The organism is Kineosporia rhizophila (genome assembly GCF_021277265.1).
Classification (GTDB): domain Bacteria; phylum Actinomycetota; class Actinomycetes; order Actinomycetales; family Kineosporiaceae; genus Kineosporia; species Kineosporia rhizophila.
The window spans coordinates 729,401-749,192 of the sequence record NZ_JAJSOH010000001.1 but is presented as its reverse complement, the minus strand read 5'-3'; the positions used below and the strand labels follow the sequence as shown (position 1 = coordinate 749,192).

Below are 19,792 nucleotides of genomic sequence, written 5' to 3'. Positions count from 1 at the left end.
CGGGCCTGACCTGCCCCTGATCGCGGCGGCGCGGGTCGAACAGTTCACCACCCGCAGGCGGCCAGGCCGACACGGTGCGGTCAGGATCGTCCTCAGCCGAGGCGGCGGGGGTCATGGGAGAAACCTGACGGTTGGGCGCGGAATGCTCGCTGGGAGATCCGGGCGAGGACGAGGGGGCGCCGGTCGGCCCGGAGGTGACCGGGCCGCCGGGACGGAATCCGGAGCCTGGGGTTTGCCCGCGGTGCGAGCGCCCCCGCATGACCAGGGCCGGGTTGGGGGTGACGGGGGTGGCCGGATCGCGCGGGCGGGTGGCCGGGCGCAGCGGGGCCTCTTCCGGGGTGGGCCACGGTGAGAGCAGGCCCACCACCTCGGCCGGGGTACGCGGGCCGTTGTCGAGCGGGCCCAGCGTGAGCAGGCACAACCGGTTCAGGTCGCCGGGGATGTCGGGCACCAGTTCGGCCGGAGCGATCGGCCCACCGCCGTTCGCCCGGGGCGCCGGCGGGAACCCCGCGTCTTCCAGAGGCCAGCGGCCGGTGAGGCCGGCGTAGAGCAGGGCGATCAGGGCTACTGCGTCGGTCCGGGTGGCCTGGGTGGCCCCGACCGGCTCGAGACCGGCCCCGGCCGCCTCGACGGCCACGCCGGAGATCTTGACCGTGTTGTCGTAGCAGACGATCACCGAGCGCGGGGTGAGCCGCAGGTGGTGCAGCCCGCGGGCAGCGGCCCCGCGCAGGCCCTGGGCCACCTCGCCGATGATGCGCCGCACCACCGGTGGGGCCAGCGGGGAGCGCTCGATCAGGGTGGCCAGCGAGTCGCCGTCGACATGACTGCTGACCACGAAGGTCAGGTCGCCGTCGGTGCCGACGTCGAGGACCCGGACCAGCCGGGGGTCGTCGATCAGGGCGGCCCGCCGGGCGGCGTCGGCCACGTCGGGCGAGTACGGATGGCCCGGGCGCATCACCCGCACCGTGACGGGACGGTCGAGCGTGAGGTCGGCGGCCCGCCAGACCGACGCCTCAGTGTTGGCGTGGTACCTGTCCTCGAGCCGGTAGCGGCCCGCCAGGACGGTGCCCCGGGTGGCGTTGGACAAGCCCGGCGCTCCTTCCAGCCCGATGGCAGCAGAATCCGCGTACATGTGAGACCTGTGTCGATCGGTGTCACTCGTCAGCAGTCAACCCGATGGGCCGGTGCTGCGGCGAACCGCGGTACGGATCCTTATTCCATCGTAGTTGGCCCACTCGTCCGGAACGAGGTGTCATCCACATCACGACGCATTCCGTGCCGTTGCGCCCAACGACGGGAACCAGCCGGAACGCAGGGTGAGGAGTGACCCGAGCCTCAGCGGGCGTGGCGGGCCAGCTGCTCCGGCGAGGAGGGCAGCCGGCGCAGCACCGGGCCCATCACGTCCTCGATCTCGGAGACCCCGAGCTGACGCAGGCCGGCCACGAAGATGGTGAGCAGGGCCAGGCCGCCGATGACGGTGGCGATGATGCAGGCGATCCAGCCGTCGCCGAGGAAGGCCACGGTGGACTGGGCGAGCAGCCACGCCACCCCGCCACCGATCGCGGCCACCAGGATCATCTCGGCGTAGGCCCGGAACACCTGGTGGCTGTCCAGGTCACCGAACCGCCGCCGCAGGATCAGGTACGACAGGGCGGCACCGACCAGGTTGGAAAGCGCCATCGAGACGCCGACGCCGACCACGATGTACTCGGGGGCGCGCTCGCGCAGCAGGATCAGTGAGAGCACGTTGCCGGTGGCCCAGGTGCTGCTGGCGGCGATCTGGATGAAGAACGGTGTCTTGGCGTCCTCGAAGGCGTAGAACACGCGCTGGAACAGGTACTGCGCGCTGAACGGGATCAGGCCCAGCGCCATCCCCATCACCACGTAGGCGATACCGGTGGTGTCGGAGCGGTCGTTGCCCGGGAACATCGAGGCGGTGATGAACGGGCCCAGGGCCAGGATCGCCGCGGTCGAGACCGTGGTGGCCAGACCGGTCAGACGCAGACCGAGGGAGAGGTCGGCCCGGACGTCCCGGATCCGGTTCTCCGCCGCCGCGTTCGACATGCGCGTGAACAGCGCCGTGACCAGCGAGACGGCCACCAGCGAGTGCGGCAGCATGAACAGCAACTGGGCGTTGTCGTAGATCGCCTTACCGGTGGAGAACGAGGCGTCCGGCCGGTCGCGCAGCAGTTTGGCCGCGGTGGTGGTGACCCTCGAGATCACCACGAAGGCGATCTGCTGGACGACCACCGCGGCGAAGGTCCAGCCGGCTACCCGGCTGGCCGAGGCCAGCCCCACCCCGCGCAGCCCGAACCGGGGGCGGTAACGGATCCCGTTGCGGCCGAGCAGCGGAATGAGAATCAGGGCCTGCGCCGCCACCCCGAGCGTCTGACTGGCCGCCAGCACAAGGATCTTGGGGCCGTCCCAGGACGCGACCTCCTGCGTGCCAGTGCCGTACACGCCGATGAAGATGGCCAGGCCGATGATCGACACGACGTTGTTCACCACGGGCGCCCACATGAAGGCGCCGAACGACCCACGGGCGTTCAGTACTTGCCCCAGCAGCGTGTACAGGCCGTAGAAAAAGACCTGGGGCAGACACCACAGCGAGAGCGCAACAGTCAGCTCGAACACGTGAGGGTCGTCGCTGTAGACCTTCACCAGCAACGGCGCCGCCAGGATCACGATCACCGTGACCACTGCCAGCATTCCGAGGGCGGCGGTGAGCAGGCGGTTGATGTAGTCCTCGCCGCCGTCCTTCATCTTGCTCGCGCGGGCGATCTGCGGCACCAGCACCGCGTTGAGCACACCTCCGGCCAGGAGGATGTACAGCGCGTTGGGCATGATGTTGGCGACCGAGAACGCCTCCGCGGCGCCGTCACCGCCCGGCTGTACGGCAGCCACAAGGACGGCCGCACGGACAAAGCCCAGAATGCGCGACACAGCCGTTCCGGCGGCCATCAGCGCGCTGCTACCCAGCAGCGAAGAGGTCCGGGAGGCCGCCTTGGCCGGCGTCTCTTCCTCGACCTCGACCGGCTCTTCGATCTCCGGCTCGGCATACCCGCGATCACGCTGGCGCGGAGGCGGGGCCACCGGGGGCAGTGGCCGGCGCGGGGCACGCGCGATCGGCGCCCGGATGGCCTGGATCGGCTGAGTGACGTCGGCGGGCAGCGCCGGGCCTTCCAGCCCCAGCAGGTTCAGCGAGCCGGTCAGCTCGGCCGGGTCGAGGCCGGAGAGGTCGTAGTGGCGTCCGGGCGGCGTGGAGGGCGGCGTGGCGCGCCAACCCCTACGAGTGGACGTCCGTGGAGACGGGGTCTCCGGGTCGAGTGGGTGGAAGTACGGCTGGTCGGGGTCGGCTTCCGCATCGCGCGCCTGGTCGTAGGGCTCGTACGGGGCCCGGGAGCCGGCGCCGTCGCGCGAGTCGGCCGACGCGTACTCGTCGAAGCGCTCGTACTGGCCACGATCGTCCTCTGTTCGAGGATCTTGCCCGTAGGCGACCGGGCCGCCCTGACCCTGGCGAGGCGCCTGCTCAGGGCGGTACGGCCGGACCCGCCGGGTCGGCTCGGAGGGGGAGACCTCCTGCTGCCCCTGGCGGCGCGCCCGCCGGGGGCTGTCCTGTCGCATCGGCCGAGTGGGCTCGGCCGGGGCCACCGGTTCGCCCGAGTGCGCCTGGTACGGCTGCTGCTGGTCGTAAGGCTGGTCGTAGGGCTGCTCATAAGGCTCGGCGGGCGCCGGTCGGCGCCGCGAGCTCTCCGGCGGCCGGTTCCACCACGCGTCCGCCGGCTGGTCGTACCCCTGCCGTCCGGACTGCTGGTCATCGTGCTGAGCCACGTACTCGGCCTCCCGCTGTGCCGCGTACGGGTCTTCGGCGTACGGGTCCGGCTGCACCTGCTCGTAGGGCTCTTCGTGCTGGTTGTCTGCCCGCCGGGGTCGCAACGGCCGATCCGGGTCGTGAGGAGGGTGCGCGGCATCGTCCGGCCGCCACCCGCTCACCTGTTCTCCTTCGGCATCGTCGGGCTGCGACGCTCCGCTCCCTTCGCGGTCATCGTCGGTACCGAACCGGACTTCTGCTCATGCATACCCTGGGCCGGACCCGGATTCCCGGAGGCAGATCCGGTGCCGGGTGTGCGGCCTTCCTCGCCCCCACCCCTGGAGCCTTGTGGACCCGAGAACGTTGCGCCACCGGAGGCCGGACCTGGTGCGCGATCGGTCACACCCAGCTGGGCGGAGCGATCCGGGAGGTCGGGGATGTCTCCCAGCCGCGCGATCGGCCGGGCGGCCGGGCGCTGGGCCGCCTCCTGCCGGGCCGTCTCGGCGGCGGCCTCGCGAGCCGCCTCCCGGGCCGCCTGACGGGAGGCCCGGGTGACCTCGTCGTCGACGTCGGGGACGGTGTTCAGCGGCACCTTGGGCCGCTTGCGGTTGCGCCGGAAGCTGCGCAGCAGGCCGACCAGCAGGAGCAGACCGAGGACGACGGCCATGCCGATCATGCCCCAGCTCTCCCAGTTGGGCCGGACCTTGACCTCGAAGGTCTGCGGCGAGCCGACCACCTCGGCGCTCGCCCCCTCGCCGGCCAGCAGCGAGGCGTCGACCAGCACGTCGCCGGTGGCGATGGCCCGGGCCTCGACCCGGAACGTCTGCCGGTGCTGGGCCGCGATCGTGACCGCCTCGGGCTGCTTGGTCACCTTCAGCTGCCCCGACCGGGCGCGGAAGCTCACCGACACCCGGACCGGGTAGTCGGTGTCGTTGACCACCACCACCGAGATCGGCGCGGACCGGGCGGTGAAGACCTTGTCGTCGCCGATCGACAGCTGCACGCCGCCGGTCAGGCCGGTCACGTCGTTCATCACCGTGCGCCGGGCGTCGGCCTGGTCGTCCAGGTCCGAACGCCAGGCGAACGACAGCAGCGAGGCGATCCGCTGCTCCAGCCGCCGCACCACGTCCTGGTTCTCGATCAGCGCGGGGGCGATGCCGTCGAGGTCGCGGTCCATCGCCTGGGCGGTGCTCAGGTTGCCCTTGGGCAGCTCGGCCCGGCCCGCCTTCTTGCCGTAGGTGTGCCCCGCCCGCTCCACCGGGGTGGCCGCGCCCAGGTTCTTCAGGCTGCTCAGCTCCACCCAGGAGGCGTCCCGCAGGGCCGCGGTGAGCCGCTGCACGTTCTGCGGGCTGGGGTTCCAGTCACGCGGGGCCACCGCCAGCACCTGCCGGGTGCCCGTGTCCGGGGCCGGTTCGGCGCTGATCGCGGCCAGGGTGGCCAGCATCGTCTGCGTGGTCTCGGCGCCCTGGTCCTGCCCGGCGCCCTCGAACAGGCTCGACAGCTCCGGGTCGTAGAGCAGCCCGGTGAGCTCCTTGTCCTTCGCGGCCAGCCGGCTCGTGCCGCTGGGGGTGTAGTCCAGCTCAGGCTTGGGCTGCTGCTGCGCGGCGGAGAGGATGACCGACTCGTGCCGGGTCGCCGCCAGACCCTCGAGCGCCTGCTTGGAGATCACGCCGTCGGCCGGCCAGGCGATCCGGGAGAACAGGCTCTTGCCCAGCGCCTCCTGCTCGATCGTCTCGCCCAACTTGTCCGACTGGCGCAGCAGGCTCGGGCTGCTTCCGCCCTTGAGCAGGGAGTTCAGGTCGGTGTCGGCGTACGGCAGGCCGATCACGGTGCGCTTCGCCCGGCCCTGGGAGATCCGGTTCAGCCAGGCGCCTCCGGCCGTGCTCGCTGCCTCGCTGCTGATGCCCAGATCGGTCAGCTCCGAGGTCTCGGCGGTGGCGCTGGGCTTCCCGGCCGGACTGCTGGGGCTCGCCGAGGCCTTGGGCTCGGGGGTGGCGGCGGCGTCCTCTTCGGTCTCCTCGGTGATCCCGTTGTCGCGCAACGCCATGGCGGAGGCCAGCAGGGCCGGGTCGACCGCCCAGCCGATCGCCGGGTCGTCCGAGGCGGTCAGGATGTTCGAGAGCCGCGAGGAGGGCAGCAGTTCGGCCGCGGCCTCCTCGGTGGGCAGACCGGCCGTGGTGGAGGGGACGGTCGAGGTGAGGGCGGCGAGCATGGTCAGGCCGACCTTGGCCTCGGCGTTCTCCGGGGCCCAGATCACGGTGGAACGCAGGGTGTCCAGCTGCTTGCCCTGGGCCGAGGTGGCGACCAGCGAGAACGGCCGGGGCCCGAACGAGCTGCTGTAGCTGGACAGGCCGATGCTGCCGGCCTCCACGGTGAAGCTGAACGAACTGCTCCCCTTGGCCGGGACGTTCTTCAGCGTGACCTGCTTCAGAACCGCGCTGGTGGTGGCCACATCACCCTTGCTCACCCAGTCGGTGACGGCGTCCCGGCCGGTCAGCGCGGTGTAGCTGAACCGCAGCGCGACATCGAGATTCTTCACCGCCCGGTTGCCCGGATTACGCACCGTGCCGCTGACCACCAGGTCGTCCTGGTAGGTCAGCGAGGTGGGACTCACCTGGGTCAGCGCGAGCTGGAGCTTCTTGCCCTTGGGGGCCTTCGGGGCCGCTTCCTGCGTCACCCGGGCCACGACCGAGGGGGCCGGGGTCTGTCTGCTCACCCCCGCATCCGCCGCCTGGGCAGGCGAAGCGGCCGGGCCCAGCAGGCCCAGCGTCACGGACAGACCGATCACACCGGCGCCGAGTCCCTGGCGCAGCCTCGCCAGTCTTCTCACGCCGAATCCAGGAGTCGCACACTCGCCTCACGGGCTATCCGGCGTTCGTTCGGGAACGCCAGTCGTTCGTCCATTTCACCGAGCGGGACCCAGGCCACGTCGATCGCCTCGTGGTCCGGATCTCCCTCGGTACTCAGCTGACCTCCGGTGGCCAGCAAAAGGTAATGATGCACGTGCTTGTGAACCCGTTTGCCCTCGACCGAGAACCAGTAGTCGATCGTGCCCAGACCGTGAAGGATCCGGCCCTGGATCCCGGTCTCCTCCTCGATCTCCCGCACCGCCGCCTGCTCGGGTGTCTCGTCGAGCTCGAGATGGCCCTTGGGCAGGCACCACTCGACCCGCCCGGCCCGGTTCAGCCGGGCGATCACAGCACCGCGGGGGGTGGGATGCGAACGGTCGACGACCAGGCCGCCGGCCGAGGTCTCCTCCACGGTCGGCAGCGACCGGCGCGGCCCGTGCGGGGGCCGTGAGGGTCGGGGCATGCCGTCACTGTAACTACCCTGGCGCACCCATCTGGCACGCTTGGGGCTCGTGCCACAGACCCCCTCCGACCACCTGACCGACGCCCGACGGGCGGCGGTCGCACGTCTGGTCCCGCTGCAGCCCCTGCTCACCGACCTCGGCTCGGTCTTCGCCGCCGCAGGTCACAGGCTCGCGCTCGTGGGTGGGCCGGTGCGGGACGCGCTGCTGGGCCGGCAGAGCCCGGATCTCGACTTCACCACCGACGCCCGCCCCGAAGAGACCATCCGGCTGCTGCGGGAATGGGGCGACGCGCACTGGGACATCGGCAAGGCCTTCGGCACGATCGGCGCCCGCAAGGGTGACCACGTGGTCGAGGTCACCACCTACCGGGCCGACGTGTACCGCGAGGACTCCCGCAAGCCCGAGGTGGCCTTCGGCGACACGCTCGAGGCCGACCTGCTGCGCCGGGACTTCACCGTCAACGCGATGGCCCTGGAACTACCCGCACTCACCTTCGTCGATCCCTACGGCGGGCTGGAGGACCTGGCCGCCCGCCGGCTGCGCACGCCCGGGGCGCCGGAGGTCTCGTTCGGCGACGACCCGCTGCGGATGATGCGCGGGGCCCGGTTCGCGGCCCAGCTCGGCTTCGAGGTGGCCCCGGAGGCGGTGGCGGCGATGACCGCGATGGCCGCGCGGATCTCGATCGTCTCGGCCGAGCGGATCCGGGTCGAGCTGGAGAAGCTGCTGCTGGCCCCCGACCCCCGGCCCGGGCTGGAACTGCTGGTCTCCACCGGCCTGGCCGCCCAGGTGCTGCCCGAGCTGCCCGCGCTGAAGCTGGAGATCGACGAGCACCACCGGCACAAGGACGTCTACGAGCACTCGCTGATCGTGCTGGAGCAGGCGATCGCGCTGGAGGACGGCCCGGACGGCCCGGTGCCCGGACCGGACCTGGTGCTGCGCCTGGCCGCGATCCTGCACGACATCGGCAAGCCGGCCACCCGTCGCTTCGAGGCGGGCGGCGGGGTCTCGTTCCACCATCACGAGATGGAGGGCGCCAAGCTCACCACCAAGCGGATGAAGGCCCTGCGCTTCGACAAGGACACCACCCAGCAGGTCTCCCGTCTGGTGCAGCTGCACCTGCGCTTCCACGGCTACGGCGACGGCGCCTGGACCGACTCGGCGGTGCGCCGCTACGTCACCGACGCCGGGCCGTTGCTGGACCGGCTGCACAAGCTCACCCGTTCCGACTGCACCACCCGCAACAAGCGCAAGGCCGCCCGGCTGGCCTCGGCCTACGACGACCTGGAGCGCCGGATCGCCGAGCTGCGCGAGCGGGAGGAGCTCGACGCCGTCCGGCCGGACCTGGACGGCAACCAGATCATGGAGATCCTCGGCATCCCGGCCGGCCGGGACGTGGGCCGGGCCTGGAAGTTCCTGAAGGAGCTGCGCCTGGACCGCGGGCAGATCGGCCCGGACGAGGCCCGGGAGGAACTCGTGGCCTGGTGGGAGCGCGAGCGGGCGGCGACGGCCGACCCGGAAGGCGCAACCGCCGCCCCTTCGGGCGGCGATTCCACTCAGTCGGCCTAATCGTTAGCTATCGGATGTCGGGAGCGGGCGCGCCGCCGGGTCGGGTCGGGGACTATGGAGGAGATCCGATCCGCCGAATGTCCAGAATATGGACACCGAACGGGTGGTGCCGTTGCTGAGACCGACTGGTGATCACTTTGAGTTACTGATTGGTTTTCCCGTGAGGTGCGCGTTCATTCGCAACAATTGAGTGGTGTCACGGCGCGTCCGAGGGTTGCCGATAGCCCGATGGGGTAAGCCTGGTCGGTTTTCTTTTGGCTCGCCGTTGGCCTCCGGGCCAACTGGACTCTAGAGTTGCGGGGCCTCGGACAGTTGAGGCGAGATCAGGCGCAACCCGTTGTACGAGGCAATACACAACGCAGAGCGACCAAGTCGTTACTAGTAAGGGGAGGAGTCATCGTGCAAAGCGGGATCGCCTATGCCGCAGGGCAACTCCTTGCCGTGGTCGCGCCGAGAACTGTGCTCGTCGTGGACGCGCCGACAGACTGGTCGCTGGCCGGTCCGTTGTGGGAGCTGGCCCTCGACGACGCACCCGTCGACGAGATCCTCGACGTGCTGGTCCGGCGGGGCATTCGCACCGCACCCAGCTTCGCCATCGTCCGGGTCGAGGTGGACGCCGTGCGCGCCCTCGTCCGGGGCAGCGTGCCGGTGTGCTTCGAGAGGGCCGGGGAACCGGTCCGGCTGGACGCGACGGGCGCCACCACCTGGCTGGAGGGCCTGATCTCGGGCGCCCACCGGGTCCTGGTGGGCGACGTCGACGCCGGCGCGGAGCTGCCCTACACGGTCGCCACCGGAGTCGTGCTGGTCTCCGGCCTGGCCCTGAACACGCTGATCACTCCCGAGAACGCCGACAGCGACGCCCCGGCGAGCATCACCGAGGCGCCTGCCGAGGCCGTCCCGGCCGCTGCGGCCACGGCGCTCGAGGCCGCCCCGGCCGACGACGACTCCGCCCCCCTCAGCCTGGCCTCGGCCGGTGCCTCCGACCGCAAGGTCGTCGACCTCACCGAGGACGAGGAACCCCGCACCCCCGCCTACTCCGGCGCCCCGGGCCCGGAGGCCCGGCAGGGTGGCTGGGGCTCCCTCCCCTCCCGCACCGGCGGTTTCCAGCGCGAGGTCAACGGCCACGTGCCGTCCGTGCTCGACTCCCCGGCCACCGGCACCCCGCAGCCGTCCATCGGCTCGGGTTCCGGCTCCTCCACCCCGGCGCCCACGCCCACCTCGTTCTTCGGGTCCGGCGACAGCAACGACGACCCGGGCGAGCTGCACGACGTCGAAGGTGCCTCCGACGCACCCGAGGGCGAGCAGGCCCGGTCGTTCGACTTCGACGACCTGCTCACCGACGACTCGCCCAAGGGCCCGTCGCCGGCCGACCTGCCGAACCCCGAGTCCGGCAGCATCGACATCTCCGGCCTGAACGGTCACGGTCCGGGCGTGCCGCCCAAGCCGCGTCCCGGTGGGGCTCCGGCCGGCTGGCCGCCGCTCTCCGACGACAACGAGCCGTTCTCGGCGTTCCGCTCCGAGCCGTCGGCGCCCGAGGCCCCCGCGGCGTCCCCCTCGTGGGGTGCGCCCGAGCCGGCGCCCAGCGCGTTCTCGCCGGAACCGTCCGCGCCCAGCGCGTTCTCACCGGGCCCGTCGGCCCCCAGCGCGTTCTCGCCCGAGCCGGCGGCGTTCACGCCCGAGCCGGCCGAGCCGGAGCAGCCCGCACCGTCCATCGGCGACCTGCCGCTGCGGGTCCGGGGTCGTTCGCTGCGTCCCGAGCACCAGGTGCCGCCGCCCGGCCCGAGCCAGCCGAACTCCCCGGTCAACGGTTCCCGCATGCTGGGCAACCCGGCCGACCGGGCGCCGCAGGGCGGTGCCTCGATCTTCGAGCCGCCGGCTGCGCCGATGCCCGACGAGGACCCCTCCGAGGTCTCCCGCGTCGACCTGCCCCCCGCCTTCTTCCGCGGTTCCCGCAACCAGGCCGAGGAGCAGGAAGAAGACTTCCAGCCCGAGGCTCCGAGCTGGGGCGCCCAGGACGACAACCCGTGGGGCCCGCCCGGCCAGTCCGGTCAGGGTGGTCAGGGCGGTGGCTTCAACGGCTCCGGCTTCAACGGTCAGGCCCCGGCCTTCGGCGGCCCGGCCCTGCCCGGGTCGTTCCGTCCCGGCACCGAGGGCGAGGAGCCCGAGAACGACCTCGACGAAGGCCCCCTGGCCGAGAACGACCAGGAGCCCGAGTCGGCCGAGCAGGAGGTGGAGGCCCAGCGTGAGCCGCCGCGCCTGCTGGGGGTCTGGTGCGACGCCGGGCACGTCACCTCGCCCGACCGTTCCGAGTGCCGGGTCTGTGGCCTGACCGTCCCGCCGCAGGCGCCGATCCTGGTCGCCCGCCCGCCGCTGGGTGTGCTGGTCTTCGACAACGGCGACCGGATCGAGCTCGACCGCCCGGTCGTGCTCGGCCGCGACCCGAAGCCGCAGGCCAACTCGGCCGACCCGGAGACGCCCTACCTGCACGCGGTGGCCAGCTCCACCGGCCAGGTCTCGCGGACCCACGCCGAGATCCGGCCCTCCGGCTGGGACGTCCTGCTCACCGACCTGGGCGCGATGAACGGCACCGCGCTCACCCTCCCGGGTGAGTCGCCGCAGGCCATCGACCCGGGCGTGCCCACCCTGATCACCCCGGGTGCCCGGGTGGACCTGGGCGGCGAGACCGGCTTCGTGTTCGAGGTCGAGGGCTAGGCCCTAGTCACCAAAGTTCCGCTGACGAGCGGGGGTCCGGTCTTCCGGGCCCCCGCTCGTGCTTTGCACCTCGGCGGCAGCCCGCTGCCGGTGCTCGCGGTAGGTGTACGCCACCGCGGCCACCCCGAACAGCAGAGCGATGTCCATGAACACCATCTGCGAGTAGCCGTCCTCCGGCAGCAGCATGATCGACAGGCCGGAGGCCGACACCAGGGCGACGTTGAACACGACGTCGTAGAAGCTGAACACCCGGCCCCGGAACGAGTCGTCGACGTCCTTCTGCAGGATCGAGTCCACGCAGATCTTGATGCTCTGCCCGGTCAGGCCGAACACGAACGAGCCGAAGTAGAGCAGCCAGAGCGCCGCGTCGGCGACGAAGAAGGCCTGCACCATCGCCGCGACGGCCAGGCACACCCCGATCCAGCGCCAGGCGCCGATGCGGGCCGCCATCACCGGGGTGATCAGCGCAGCTCCGGCCACGCCCACCCCCAGAGCAGCGACCACCTGGGCCAGCAGGGTGACCCCGGCCTCCGGGTTCGCCGGATCGCTGAAGTAGTTGCGGCACAGCAGCATCACCGTGATGGTCATGATCCCGTAGCCGATCCGGTGTGCGCCGATCACCGCCAGCGCGTTGGCCACACTGCGCCGGCTGCGCACGTGCTGCGCTCCGGCCCGCAGATCGCCCAGCACGTCGCGGGCCACGGTGCCGAGCGAGCGGACGTTCAGGGGCGCGCTCTGATCCGGCCCGAGCAGATTGCGGGGCATGCGCAGCGCGAGCAACGACGCGGTGGCGTAGGCCAGCGCCGCAATCACCACGATCGTGGCGTCGGTGCCGTCGCCCGGCCCGAGCAGGGTGCGCAGGCCGAAGCCGATCGCCCCACCGAGCATCGTGGCCACGGTGCCGCAGGTCGGCGATACGGCGTTGGCCATCACCAGTTCGTGCCGGGGGACCACGTGCGGCAGTGAGGCACCCAGCCCGGCCAGGAAGAACCGGTTCACCGACAGGCAGGCCAGAGCCGTGAACAGTACGGCCGGACCGACTCCGATGGTGAAGATCAGTGTTGCCACGGTCAGCACCATGAGTGAGCGCACGGCGTTGGCCAGGAGCAGCACCTGCCGACGCGGCCAGACGTCGAGCAGGACGCCGGCGAAGGGCCCGATCAGGGTGTACGGAACGACCGTGACCACCGCGGCCAGAGCCACGGCCGTAGGGGTGGTCGCCCGTTCCGGGGAGAAGAAGATCAGGCTGGCCAGGCCCACCTGAAAGGCGCCGTCACCGGCCTGGGACACCAGGCGCACGGCGAACAGCTTGCGGAAGTTGGCACCGCGAAGCACCACCATCAGGTCGGACAGGAAGGATTGTTGGGTCCCTGGCACTCGACAACCCTAGGCCGCAGATCCGCTCCTGGCTCGATCAGACCGGAGGGAGCCCTCGCGAGAGCCGGTCCACCGCCCGCAGCGCATCGGGGATCCGGTGGGGGCCACTGAGGCGTTGCACGAGGGTAGCTGCGTCTTCCGGGGGCATACCGGCGGCGTGACGTGCAGCGGGCGGGCCGAGGCGCCTCGCCGCACCTCCAAGGCGTGTTCTGCGGTACGGAAGGCGGTCTTGGCCACCCCGACCACGGTGATACCGAACTCGCGGTGCACGTAACGCCCCATCCCGGGGGTACCGGCCGGATCAAGGTCCACAAACCCGTCCACCACCAAGAGGTGAGGCAGTTCGGTCAGTTCGGCGAGGACAGCGCGGACGGCCGGAAGCTCGCGTTTGTAGAACTGGCCCGGCTCGTAGGGGGCCACCTCGTCCACCATTGACACCCGAGTGCCGGTGATCCGCGCGAACTCAGGGGAGTCGCTGAGAACCAGCGCCGCGCGGGCGCCCCCGCTGGGTGGGTAGCCGACATCGACCGCCGCGCGCACATCGTCCCCCATCGGGCTTTCGGGTTCTTCTGGGAAGCAGGAAAGTACCGTGTTGGGCGAACTCAGCTCAGGCGCTGCTCGGCCAGATCGAACCACTGCTGGACTTCGGCGGGCGCGTGGTGCCGGATGGCCCAGTCGCTCATCCGCAGGCTCATGTGCGCCCAAGCCGGATTGAGGACGTCGGTGGGCACCTGATCAAGAACGTCGTCGAGGCGGCTGGTCACCTCGGGGTCAGCCCGGTTGTTCAGGCCGAATCGCAGGGTGACCAGGTCGAATGCGCGATGCCCGCGGGCGGCGCCGTCCCAGTCGACCACGCCGGTGATGATTCCGTTCGAGGCCAGCAGGTTGCCGGGATGGAAATCCAGATGGACGACGTCGTCCCCGGCCATGGTGGGATCGGCGGGGGTAGCCGCGATGCGGCGTTCCAGTGCAGCACCTCTGGCGCTGTGCCGGCGCAATGGTTCGTGCAGGCAGTAGCCCGGGCCATCTTCAGCGAGGTAAAGGTGCACCGGGGGAACAGTCGGGTGGTGCTGGAGCAGGCCGGCCTGCCGGGCGTTGAGCTGCAGGGCCTGGCCGAGCAGCGCTGCGTCGAACCGGTCGACCGGGGCTCCGGGCATCAACTCCTGCACCATCACCACGGCGTGCCCTACCTGCGCCGCGAACTCGACCGCCGGGACCGGAAGCCCGGCCGCCCGAGCGCTTTCCTGCACCGCCAGCGGCCCGGCCCGCAGATCTTGCAGACGAGAGTGCGGCTGCCATTTCAGCACTGACCGGCGCCGCCGGCCTCCGACCGGCTCCCAGCGGACGAAGGCAGCACCGACTTCCCCACCGGCACAAGGACCTTCGACTTCGAGCCGGACACCGTGCTCGATGCGTAGCCGGGCGGCGAGGCCTTCCGCATCGAGCTTCTCAGCCCGCTGCCAGCCGCCCCGCCGCTCGTCCACAAGACCTACTGAGCCATGTCCACGAAGCGCGAGTAGTGACCCTGGAACGCCACGGTGATCGTGTCGGTCGGGCCGTTACGGTGCTTGGCCACGATGAAGTCGGCCTCACCGGCGCGCGGGCTCTCCTTCTCGTATGCATCCTCACGGTGCAGCAGGATGACCATGTCGGCATCCTGCTCTATAGAACCGGATTCGCGAAGGTCGGACATGGCCGGCTTCTTGTCGGTGCGCTGTTCCGGACCACGGTTCAGCTGGCTCAGCGCGATCACCGGCAGCTGCAGCTCCTTGGCCAGGAGCTTGATCGCCCGGGAGAACTCGGAGACCTCCTGCTGCCGGCTCTCGACCCGCTTGCCGCTGGTCATCAGCTGGAGGTAGTCGATGACCACGAGCTTGAGGTCGTGCCGCTGCTTGAGCCGGCGGCACTTGGCCCGGATCTCCATCAGCGACATGTTCGGGCTGTCGTCGATGAACAGCGGCGCCTCGCTCACGTCGCCCATGGTCTGGGCCAGCCGGGTCCAGTCCTCCTCGCGCATCGTGCCCTTGCGCATGTTCTGCAGCGGGATCCGCGCCTCGGCCGAGAGCAGGCGCATCGTGATCTCGTTGCGCCCCATCTCGAGGCTGAACATCACCGACGTCATCCGATGGTGAATTGCAGCAGAACGCAGGATGTCCAGCCCGAAGGTGGAGTTGTGGGTGGGGATCATCGTGCGGCCGGCCAAGTAGAGGTGGGACGCGTTGTCTACCTCTACACAGCGCACCGGCACGCTCGGCACCGGCCGTACGGCGGTGATGAAACGCGAGTCGCGGCAGTGGAAACGGCGAGCCATCCGGTCTTTGTGCACCAAGTGCTTGCGCTCGAGGTGGAAGACCCGGTCGTCGGTGGTGAAGTTCAGCGTGTGGGCCACGGACGAGTCCTTGCGGCGGCCCTTCACCGCCTTACGCATGACCGTACACCGGTAGCCGAGGCTGATCACGAGCTCCTGCACATCGAGGGCGAGCTGCTCGTTGGTCACCGAGAACTGCACCGAGCCGGTGGAGTGCACCGTGCCGTCGGTGTCCAGGAGCCCGGCCAGCAGGTCCCGACGCTGCGTCTCAGACGCTCGCAGGTAGTCGGCGGGGATGTGCTTGTTCCCGAGCACTCCGATGGTGCGCAGACGGCCCTCAGGCAGACGCAGCGAGTACCGCAGGCTGTGGCTGGCGCTCGGGACCACGTCCAGGCCGTCCTGCTCCAGCCTGATCACGATGCCGGGATCGGCCGAGGTGATCTGGGCCGCCGCGCTCGTACCGTCGCCGAGCCAGGCGCCCAGCGTGTATGGCGGCACCAAAAGGTCTTTCGGGGCGAGCTCAAGAGCCTCGGCGTTGCGCACACTGTGGTTGAGGCGTCGGTCGGCGCTCTCACAGCGAAGGGTGGCGGCGATCTGCGCGGTGGTGCGGACCTCGGCGGCGACCCGGCTGCCGGAGCGGCGCGATGCTCTGGTCTCGGTGAGCCACTGGTGCTCCGCGTCGGCCACGATCTTGCTGCCGTCGGAGAACTCGACTTCGTAGCAGGGGCGTTCCAGCAGTACGTCGGTGGCGGCCACCACGCGGGTGGGCCGGCCGTCGGCGCCGATCAGCTCGTCACCCACCTGGACGGCGCCCATCGTGGTCCAGCCCGCGGGCGTGGGCAGCGCAGTGTCGAGCGCGAGCGCCTTACCCATCGCCGGGCGGGCGGCGATGATGATCATCTGGCCCGGGTGCAGGCCGTTGGTGAGGGCGTCGAGGTCGGCGAAGCCGGTGGGGACGCCGGTGAGGCCGTCGCCGCGGTGGCTGGAGGCCTCGATCTCGTCGATCGCGCCCTCGATCACCTCGGACAGGGCCGCGTAGTCCTCGCTGGTGCGGGCTTCGCTGACCTTGTAGATCTCGGCCTGGGCGGAGTTCACGATCTCTTCCACGTCGCCGCCGCCGTGGCCGTCGGCGCCGTTGTAGCCGAGCTGCACGATGCGGGTGCCCGCGTCGACCAGGCGGCGCAGGACGGCGCGCTCGCGGACGATGCGGGCGTAGTAGCCGGCGTTGGCCGCGGTGGGGACCGAGGAGATCAGGGTGTGGATGTAGGCCGGGCCGCCGACCTTGGCCAGCTCGCCGCGCTTGGTGAGCTCGGCCGCGACGGTGACCGCGTCGGCCGGCTCGCCGCGCCCGTACAGGTCGAGGATCGCGTCGTAGACCAGCTCGTTGGCCGGCCGGTAGAAGTCGGTGCCTTTCAGCTCCTCGACGACGTCGGCGATCGCGTCTTTCGAGAGCATCATGCCGCCGAGCACGCTCTGCTCGGCCGCCACGTCCTGCGGCGGGGTCCGGCCGAGGTCCGGACCGCCGCCGGAGTCGGACGGCACCGGCAGATCAACGATGGACATCGAACCCTCTTCCCAGCTGTTGCCCTGCACCAATCGCCACCGGCCGGGAGGTACCCGGCCGCCGGGGCGACGCGGCTCAGTCAAGCGGAGAGGTACGACAACCTTGCGAAGGGCGCCACACCGGCCACCCTTCGAGTTCGTCGTGGAACCCGCTGACTGTGCGGCCGACTCGACCCATGAGCAGGCCCCCTGAAAATACGGGTCGCCGGGCGTGGGTTCAAAGAGACTGTCCACAGCCCTGGCCCGAATCGGTGCACAACTGCCCCAGGCCTGTGGATAACTTGGGGACAAACCCCGGGTGTTGTGCACAGGTTGTGGATATCAGTGGGGATGAAGCGCGTTCTGGTTGTCCCCAAACGGCCTCTGACCGGCCACGCAGCTGTCCACGGCCTGTGGATGCCAAAAACCCTGCGTCGATTCAGTGCACAGTCACCTCACCGTTACCAAAGCATGCAGATCCGTCGGTAAGAGCGGGTCCGGAACCCCGCCCGCCGGACGGACCCGACACTTGCCTACTCGTCGGGCACACTGTGAGGTGGCAATGCCGGACGCGCTGGGGGCGGACGCGTGGGCAGGGCCGTGAACGCGTTCGGCCAGCTGAGCACGACGGCCGGGCCGGCAACTGCCACAGACCGCCCTAGACCAGCGACGAGGTGATCCGGCTGAGCAAGAATCCCGGCCGGGCCCGGAACACCGACCGGCAGATCCTGGCGCTCGCCCTGCCTGCCCTCGGTGCCCTGGTGGCCGAACCACTCTTCCTGCTCGCCGACTCAGCCATCGTCGGCCGGCTGGGCACCACCGAACTGGCCGGCCTGGGCATCGCCGCGGGGATCCTGACCACCGCCGTCTACATCTTCGTCTTCCTCGCCTACGGCACCACCAGCAGCGTGGCCCGGCTGATGGGGGCGGGCGAGCGCACCAAGGCGATCGCCATCGGGATGGACGCGGCCTGGCTGGCGGCGGCGATCGGCCTGGGCGTGGTTCTGCTGCTCTATCCGGCCGCGCCCTACGCCGTGGACCTGGTCGGGGCCGCAGGCGCCGAGGCGGGGGTGCGCGAGGCTGCCATCACCTATCTGCGATGGTCCCTGCCGGGTGTTCCGGCCATGCTCATCGTCCTGGCGCTGGTGGGGGTCCTCCGGGGGCTGCAGAACACCCGGGTGACGTTGTGGATCGCCGTCAGCGGGGCCGTGGTGAACGCGCTCCTGAACCTCTTCCTGGTGCACGGAGTGGGCTGGGGTATCGCCGGATCGGCCCTAGGTACCTCGATCACCCAGTGCGGGATGGCGGTTGCGGCCCTGGGGTACGTGGTGGGCGACGCCAGGCGGGCAGGGGTGCGGCTGTGGCCCCAACTCGACGGCGTCCGGCTCGCGGGGCGCACCGGCGTCCCCTTGCTGATCCGAACGGTGGCGATGCGGCTGCTGCTCTTGCTGACCACCGCGGTGGCCGCCGGCTTCGGAGCCCCCGCGCTGGCCGCGCACCAGGTGGCGCTGAACGTGTGGAACCTGCTGGCGCTGGGCCTGGACGCGCTGGCGATCGCCGGCCAGGCGCTGACCGGCAACGCCCTGGGCGCGGGGGATGTGCAGGGGGTCCGCGACGCCACTGCACGGATGGTGCGCTGGGGGATCGGCGCCGGAATCGTCTTCGCGGTGATTCTTCTGCTCTGCGCCGGCGCCCTCGGCCCGCTGTTCAGCGACGATCCCGAGGTGAGAACAGCTCTCACGGGGGCGCTGATCGTGGCGGCGCTGACTCAGCCCGTCGCGGGGTACGTCTTCGTGCTCGACGGTGTGCTGATCGGCGCGGGCGACGGGCGGTTCCTGGCCTACGCGGCGGTGGTTCAGACCGCGCTCTACGCGCCGGCCGCCATCGCGATCGGTCTGTGGGGCCCGGACGGCAAGGTCGGCCTGGTCTGGCTCTGGGTGGCCTTCGCCGGCGGTTGGATGATCGTCCGGGCCGTGGTGCTGCGGCGTCGCGCCCGGGGTGACCTGTGGCTGGTCACGGGCGCCTATCGCTGAGCCTGGAAGCGGCTCAGGAGTCCTTCACCATGATGCGCTTCTTGATGCCGTCGGGCTGGGTGAACGTCTCCAGGTGGTAGCCCTGCGGAACGGTCGGGTCGTCGGGGTTGTGCGCTGCGGGCTGGCCCACCGGGCGGACGTCGGCCGGGCCCATGATCTGGAACAGGGCCATGTACACGCGGCGTCCGAACGAGGGCCGGGGTGTCTCACTCATGCACCCAATTCTCGTCCCTGTGCCGCAAAGACCAAAGGGCCAATCCACGAGAGTCGGCTCATGGCGCAGTGGTGATCGAGGACGAGTGTGGTCGCCTCAGCATCCTGGACATCCCGAGCCGGCGCGCACCTGCGCAAAGCAGAAGACCCCGACCCTGCCTGAAGCAGGAGCCGGGGTCTTCGAATGCCCAGGGGATCAGCCCTCGGCGACGACCTTCAGCGTGACCTTCGCCTGGACGTCCGAGTGGAGCCGGACGTGGGCGACGTGCTCGCCGGTGGTCTTGATCGGCTGCGGCAGCTCGACCTTGCGACGGTCGACCTGCGGGCCCTCGGCCGCGACGATCGCCGCGGCGATGTCGGACGGGGTGACCGCACCGAACAGGCGGCCCGAGGCGCCGGCGCGGACCGCGAGGCGGACCGGCTTGGCCTCCAGCTTGGCCTTGACCGACTTGGCCTCGTCCAGCGTGGCGATCTCACGGGTCTTGCGAGCCTTGCGGATCGCGGTGACCTGCTTCTCGCCACCCTTGGTCCAGCTGGTGGCCAGGCCGCGCGGAACCAGGTAGTTACGGCCGTAGCCGTCCTTGACCTCGACCACGTCGCCCGGGGTACCCAGACCGGAGACTTCCTGCGTGAGGATGAGCTTCATCTTCGCGTCCCCTCTGCTCAGCGGGCCGAGCTGGAGTACGGCAGCAGGGCCATCTCCCGCGCGTTCTTGACGGCCTTGGCGATCTCACGCTGCTGCTGCACCGTGACGCCGGTGACCCGGCGGGCCCGGATCTTGCCACGGTCGGAGATGAACTTACGCAGCAGCTGCGTGTCCTTGTAGTCGACCACCGTGATCTTGGCGGCCTTCAGCGGGTTCTGCTTCTTCTTGGGCTTGCGCACGGGGGGCTTAGCCATCGTGGTTACTCCTTACT

General features: G+C 70.6%; 14 protein-coding genes. 3 read left to right on the top strand and 11 right to left on the bottom strand.

Annotated elements, in window-relative coordinates; genetic code table 11:
* The 4 genes from LWF15_RS03390 to LWF15_RS03375 form a co-directional block, all read right to left on the bottom strand.
* Positions 1–1,087: protein kinase family protein (locus tag LWF15_RS03390; RefSeq protein WP_232808844.1), on the bottom strand; the 1,087-nt coding region annotated here is incomplete at its 3' end.
* 248 nt (positions 1,088–1,335) lie between these two features.
* Complete coding sequence (gene murJ, locus LWF15_RS03385; protein ID WP_232808843.1) at positions 1,336–3,993, bottom strand: murein biosynthesis integral membrane protein MurJ; 2,658 nt, start codon at positions 3,991–3,993, stop codon at positions 1,336–1,338.
* On the bottom strand, positions 3,990–6,641 hold the full coding sequence (locus tag LWF15_RS03380) for a DUF6049 family protein (protein ID WP_232808842.1): 2,652 nt from the start codon (positions 6,639–6,641) through the stop codon (positions 3,990–3,992). The genes murJ and LWF15_RS03380 overlap by 4 nt, the downstream gene beginning before the upstream one ends.
* A complete protein-coding gene (locus LWF15_RS03375; protein WP_232808841.1) occupies positions 6,638–7,123 on the bottom strand; it encodes an NUDIX hydrolase in 486 nt (161 codons plus the stop codon). The genes LWF15_RS03380 and LWF15_RS03375 overlap by 4 nt, the downstream gene beginning before the upstream one ends.
* Positions 7,124–7,172: 49 nt before the next feature.
* Here LWF15_RS03375 and LWF15_RS03370 point away from each other — a divergent pair, with 49 nt between their 5' ends.
* Positions 7,173–8,690, top strand: coding sequence for a CCA tRNA nucleotidyltransferase (locus LWF15_RS03370; protein ID WP_232808840.1), 1,518 nt, complete (start codon positions 7,173–7,175; stop codon positions 8,688–8,690).
* A 399-nt stretch (positions 8,691–9,089) separates the two neighbouring features.
* Positions 9,090–11,402: an FHA domain-containing protein gene (locus LWF15_RS03365; protein ID WP_232808839.1), complete on the top strand. Its 2,313-nt coding sequence runs from the start codon at positions 9,090–9,092 to the stop codon at positions 11,400–11,402.
* A gap of 3 nt (positions 11,403–11,405) precedes the next feature.
* Here LWF15_RS03365 and LWF15_RS03360 read toward each other — a convergent pair whose 3' ends face one another.
* Genes LWF15_RS03360 through dnaB form a run of 4 tightly spaced genes read right to left on the bottom strand, consistent with a single transcriptional unit; the run spans position 11,406 to position 16,650 of the window.
* Complete coding sequence (locus tag LWF15_RS03360) at positions 11,406–12,779, bottom strand: MFS transporter (RefSeq protein WP_232808838.1); 1,374 nt, start codon at positions 12,777–12,779, stop codon at positions 11,406–11,408.
* Positions 12,780–12,788: 9 nt separating this feature from the next.
* On the bottom strand, positions 12,789–13,331 hold the full coding sequence (locus LWF15_RS03355; protein ID WP_232808837.1) for an endonuclease V: 543 nt from the start codon (positions 13,329–13,331) through the stop codon (positions 12,789–12,791).
* 50 nt (positions 13,332–13,381) lie between these two features.
* Positions 13,382–14,263 (bottom strand): phosphotransferase, encoded by an 882-nt coding sequence (locus LWF15_RS03350; RefSeq protein ID WP_232808836.1) that lies wholly within the window; start codon positions 14,261–14,263, stop codon positions 13,382–13,384.
* Between the two features lie 5 nt (positions 14,264–14,268).
* On the bottom strand, positions 14,269–16,650 hold the full coding sequence (gene dnaB / locus LWF15_RS03345) for a replicative DNA helicase (protein WP_232808835.1): 2,382 nt from the start codon (positions 16,648–16,650) through the stop codon (positions 14,269–14,271).
* 653 nt (positions 16,651–17,303) lie between these two features.
* Between dnaB and LWF15_RS03340 the strand changes: the two genes are divergently transcribed.
* Positions 17,304–18,662: an MATE family efflux transporter gene (locus tag LWF15_RS03340; protein ID WP_232808834.1), complete on the top strand. Its 1,359-nt coding sequence runs from the start codon at positions 17,304–17,306 to the stop codon at positions 18,660–18,662.
* Positions 18,663–18,675: 13 nt separating this feature from the next.
* Here LWF15_RS03340 and LWF15_RS03335 read toward each other — a convergent pair whose 3' ends face one another.
* The 3 genes from LWF15_RS03335 to rpsR form a co-directional block, all read right to left on the bottom strand.
* Positions 18,676–18,876, bottom strand: coding sequence for a hypothetical protein (locus tag LWF15_RS03335; RefSeq protein ID WP_232808833.1), 201 nt, complete (start codon positions 18,874–18,876; stop codon positions 18,676–18,678).
* A 195-nt stretch (positions 18,877–19,071) separates the two neighbouring features.
* On the bottom strand, positions 19,072–19,521 hold the full coding sequence (rplI, locus tag LWF15_RS03330) for a 50S ribosomal protein L9 (RefSeq protein ID WP_232808832.1): 450 nt from the start codon (positions 19,519–19,521) through the stop codon (positions 19,072–19,074).
* A 17-nt stretch (positions 19,522–19,538) separates the two neighbouring features.
* Complete coding sequence (rpsR, locus tag LWF15_RS03325; RefSeq protein WP_232808831.1) at positions 19,539–19,775, bottom strand: 30S ribosomal protein S18; 237 nt, start codon at positions 19,773–19,775, stop codon at positions 19,539–19,541.
* Positions 19,776–19,792 lie beyond the last annotated feature (17 nt).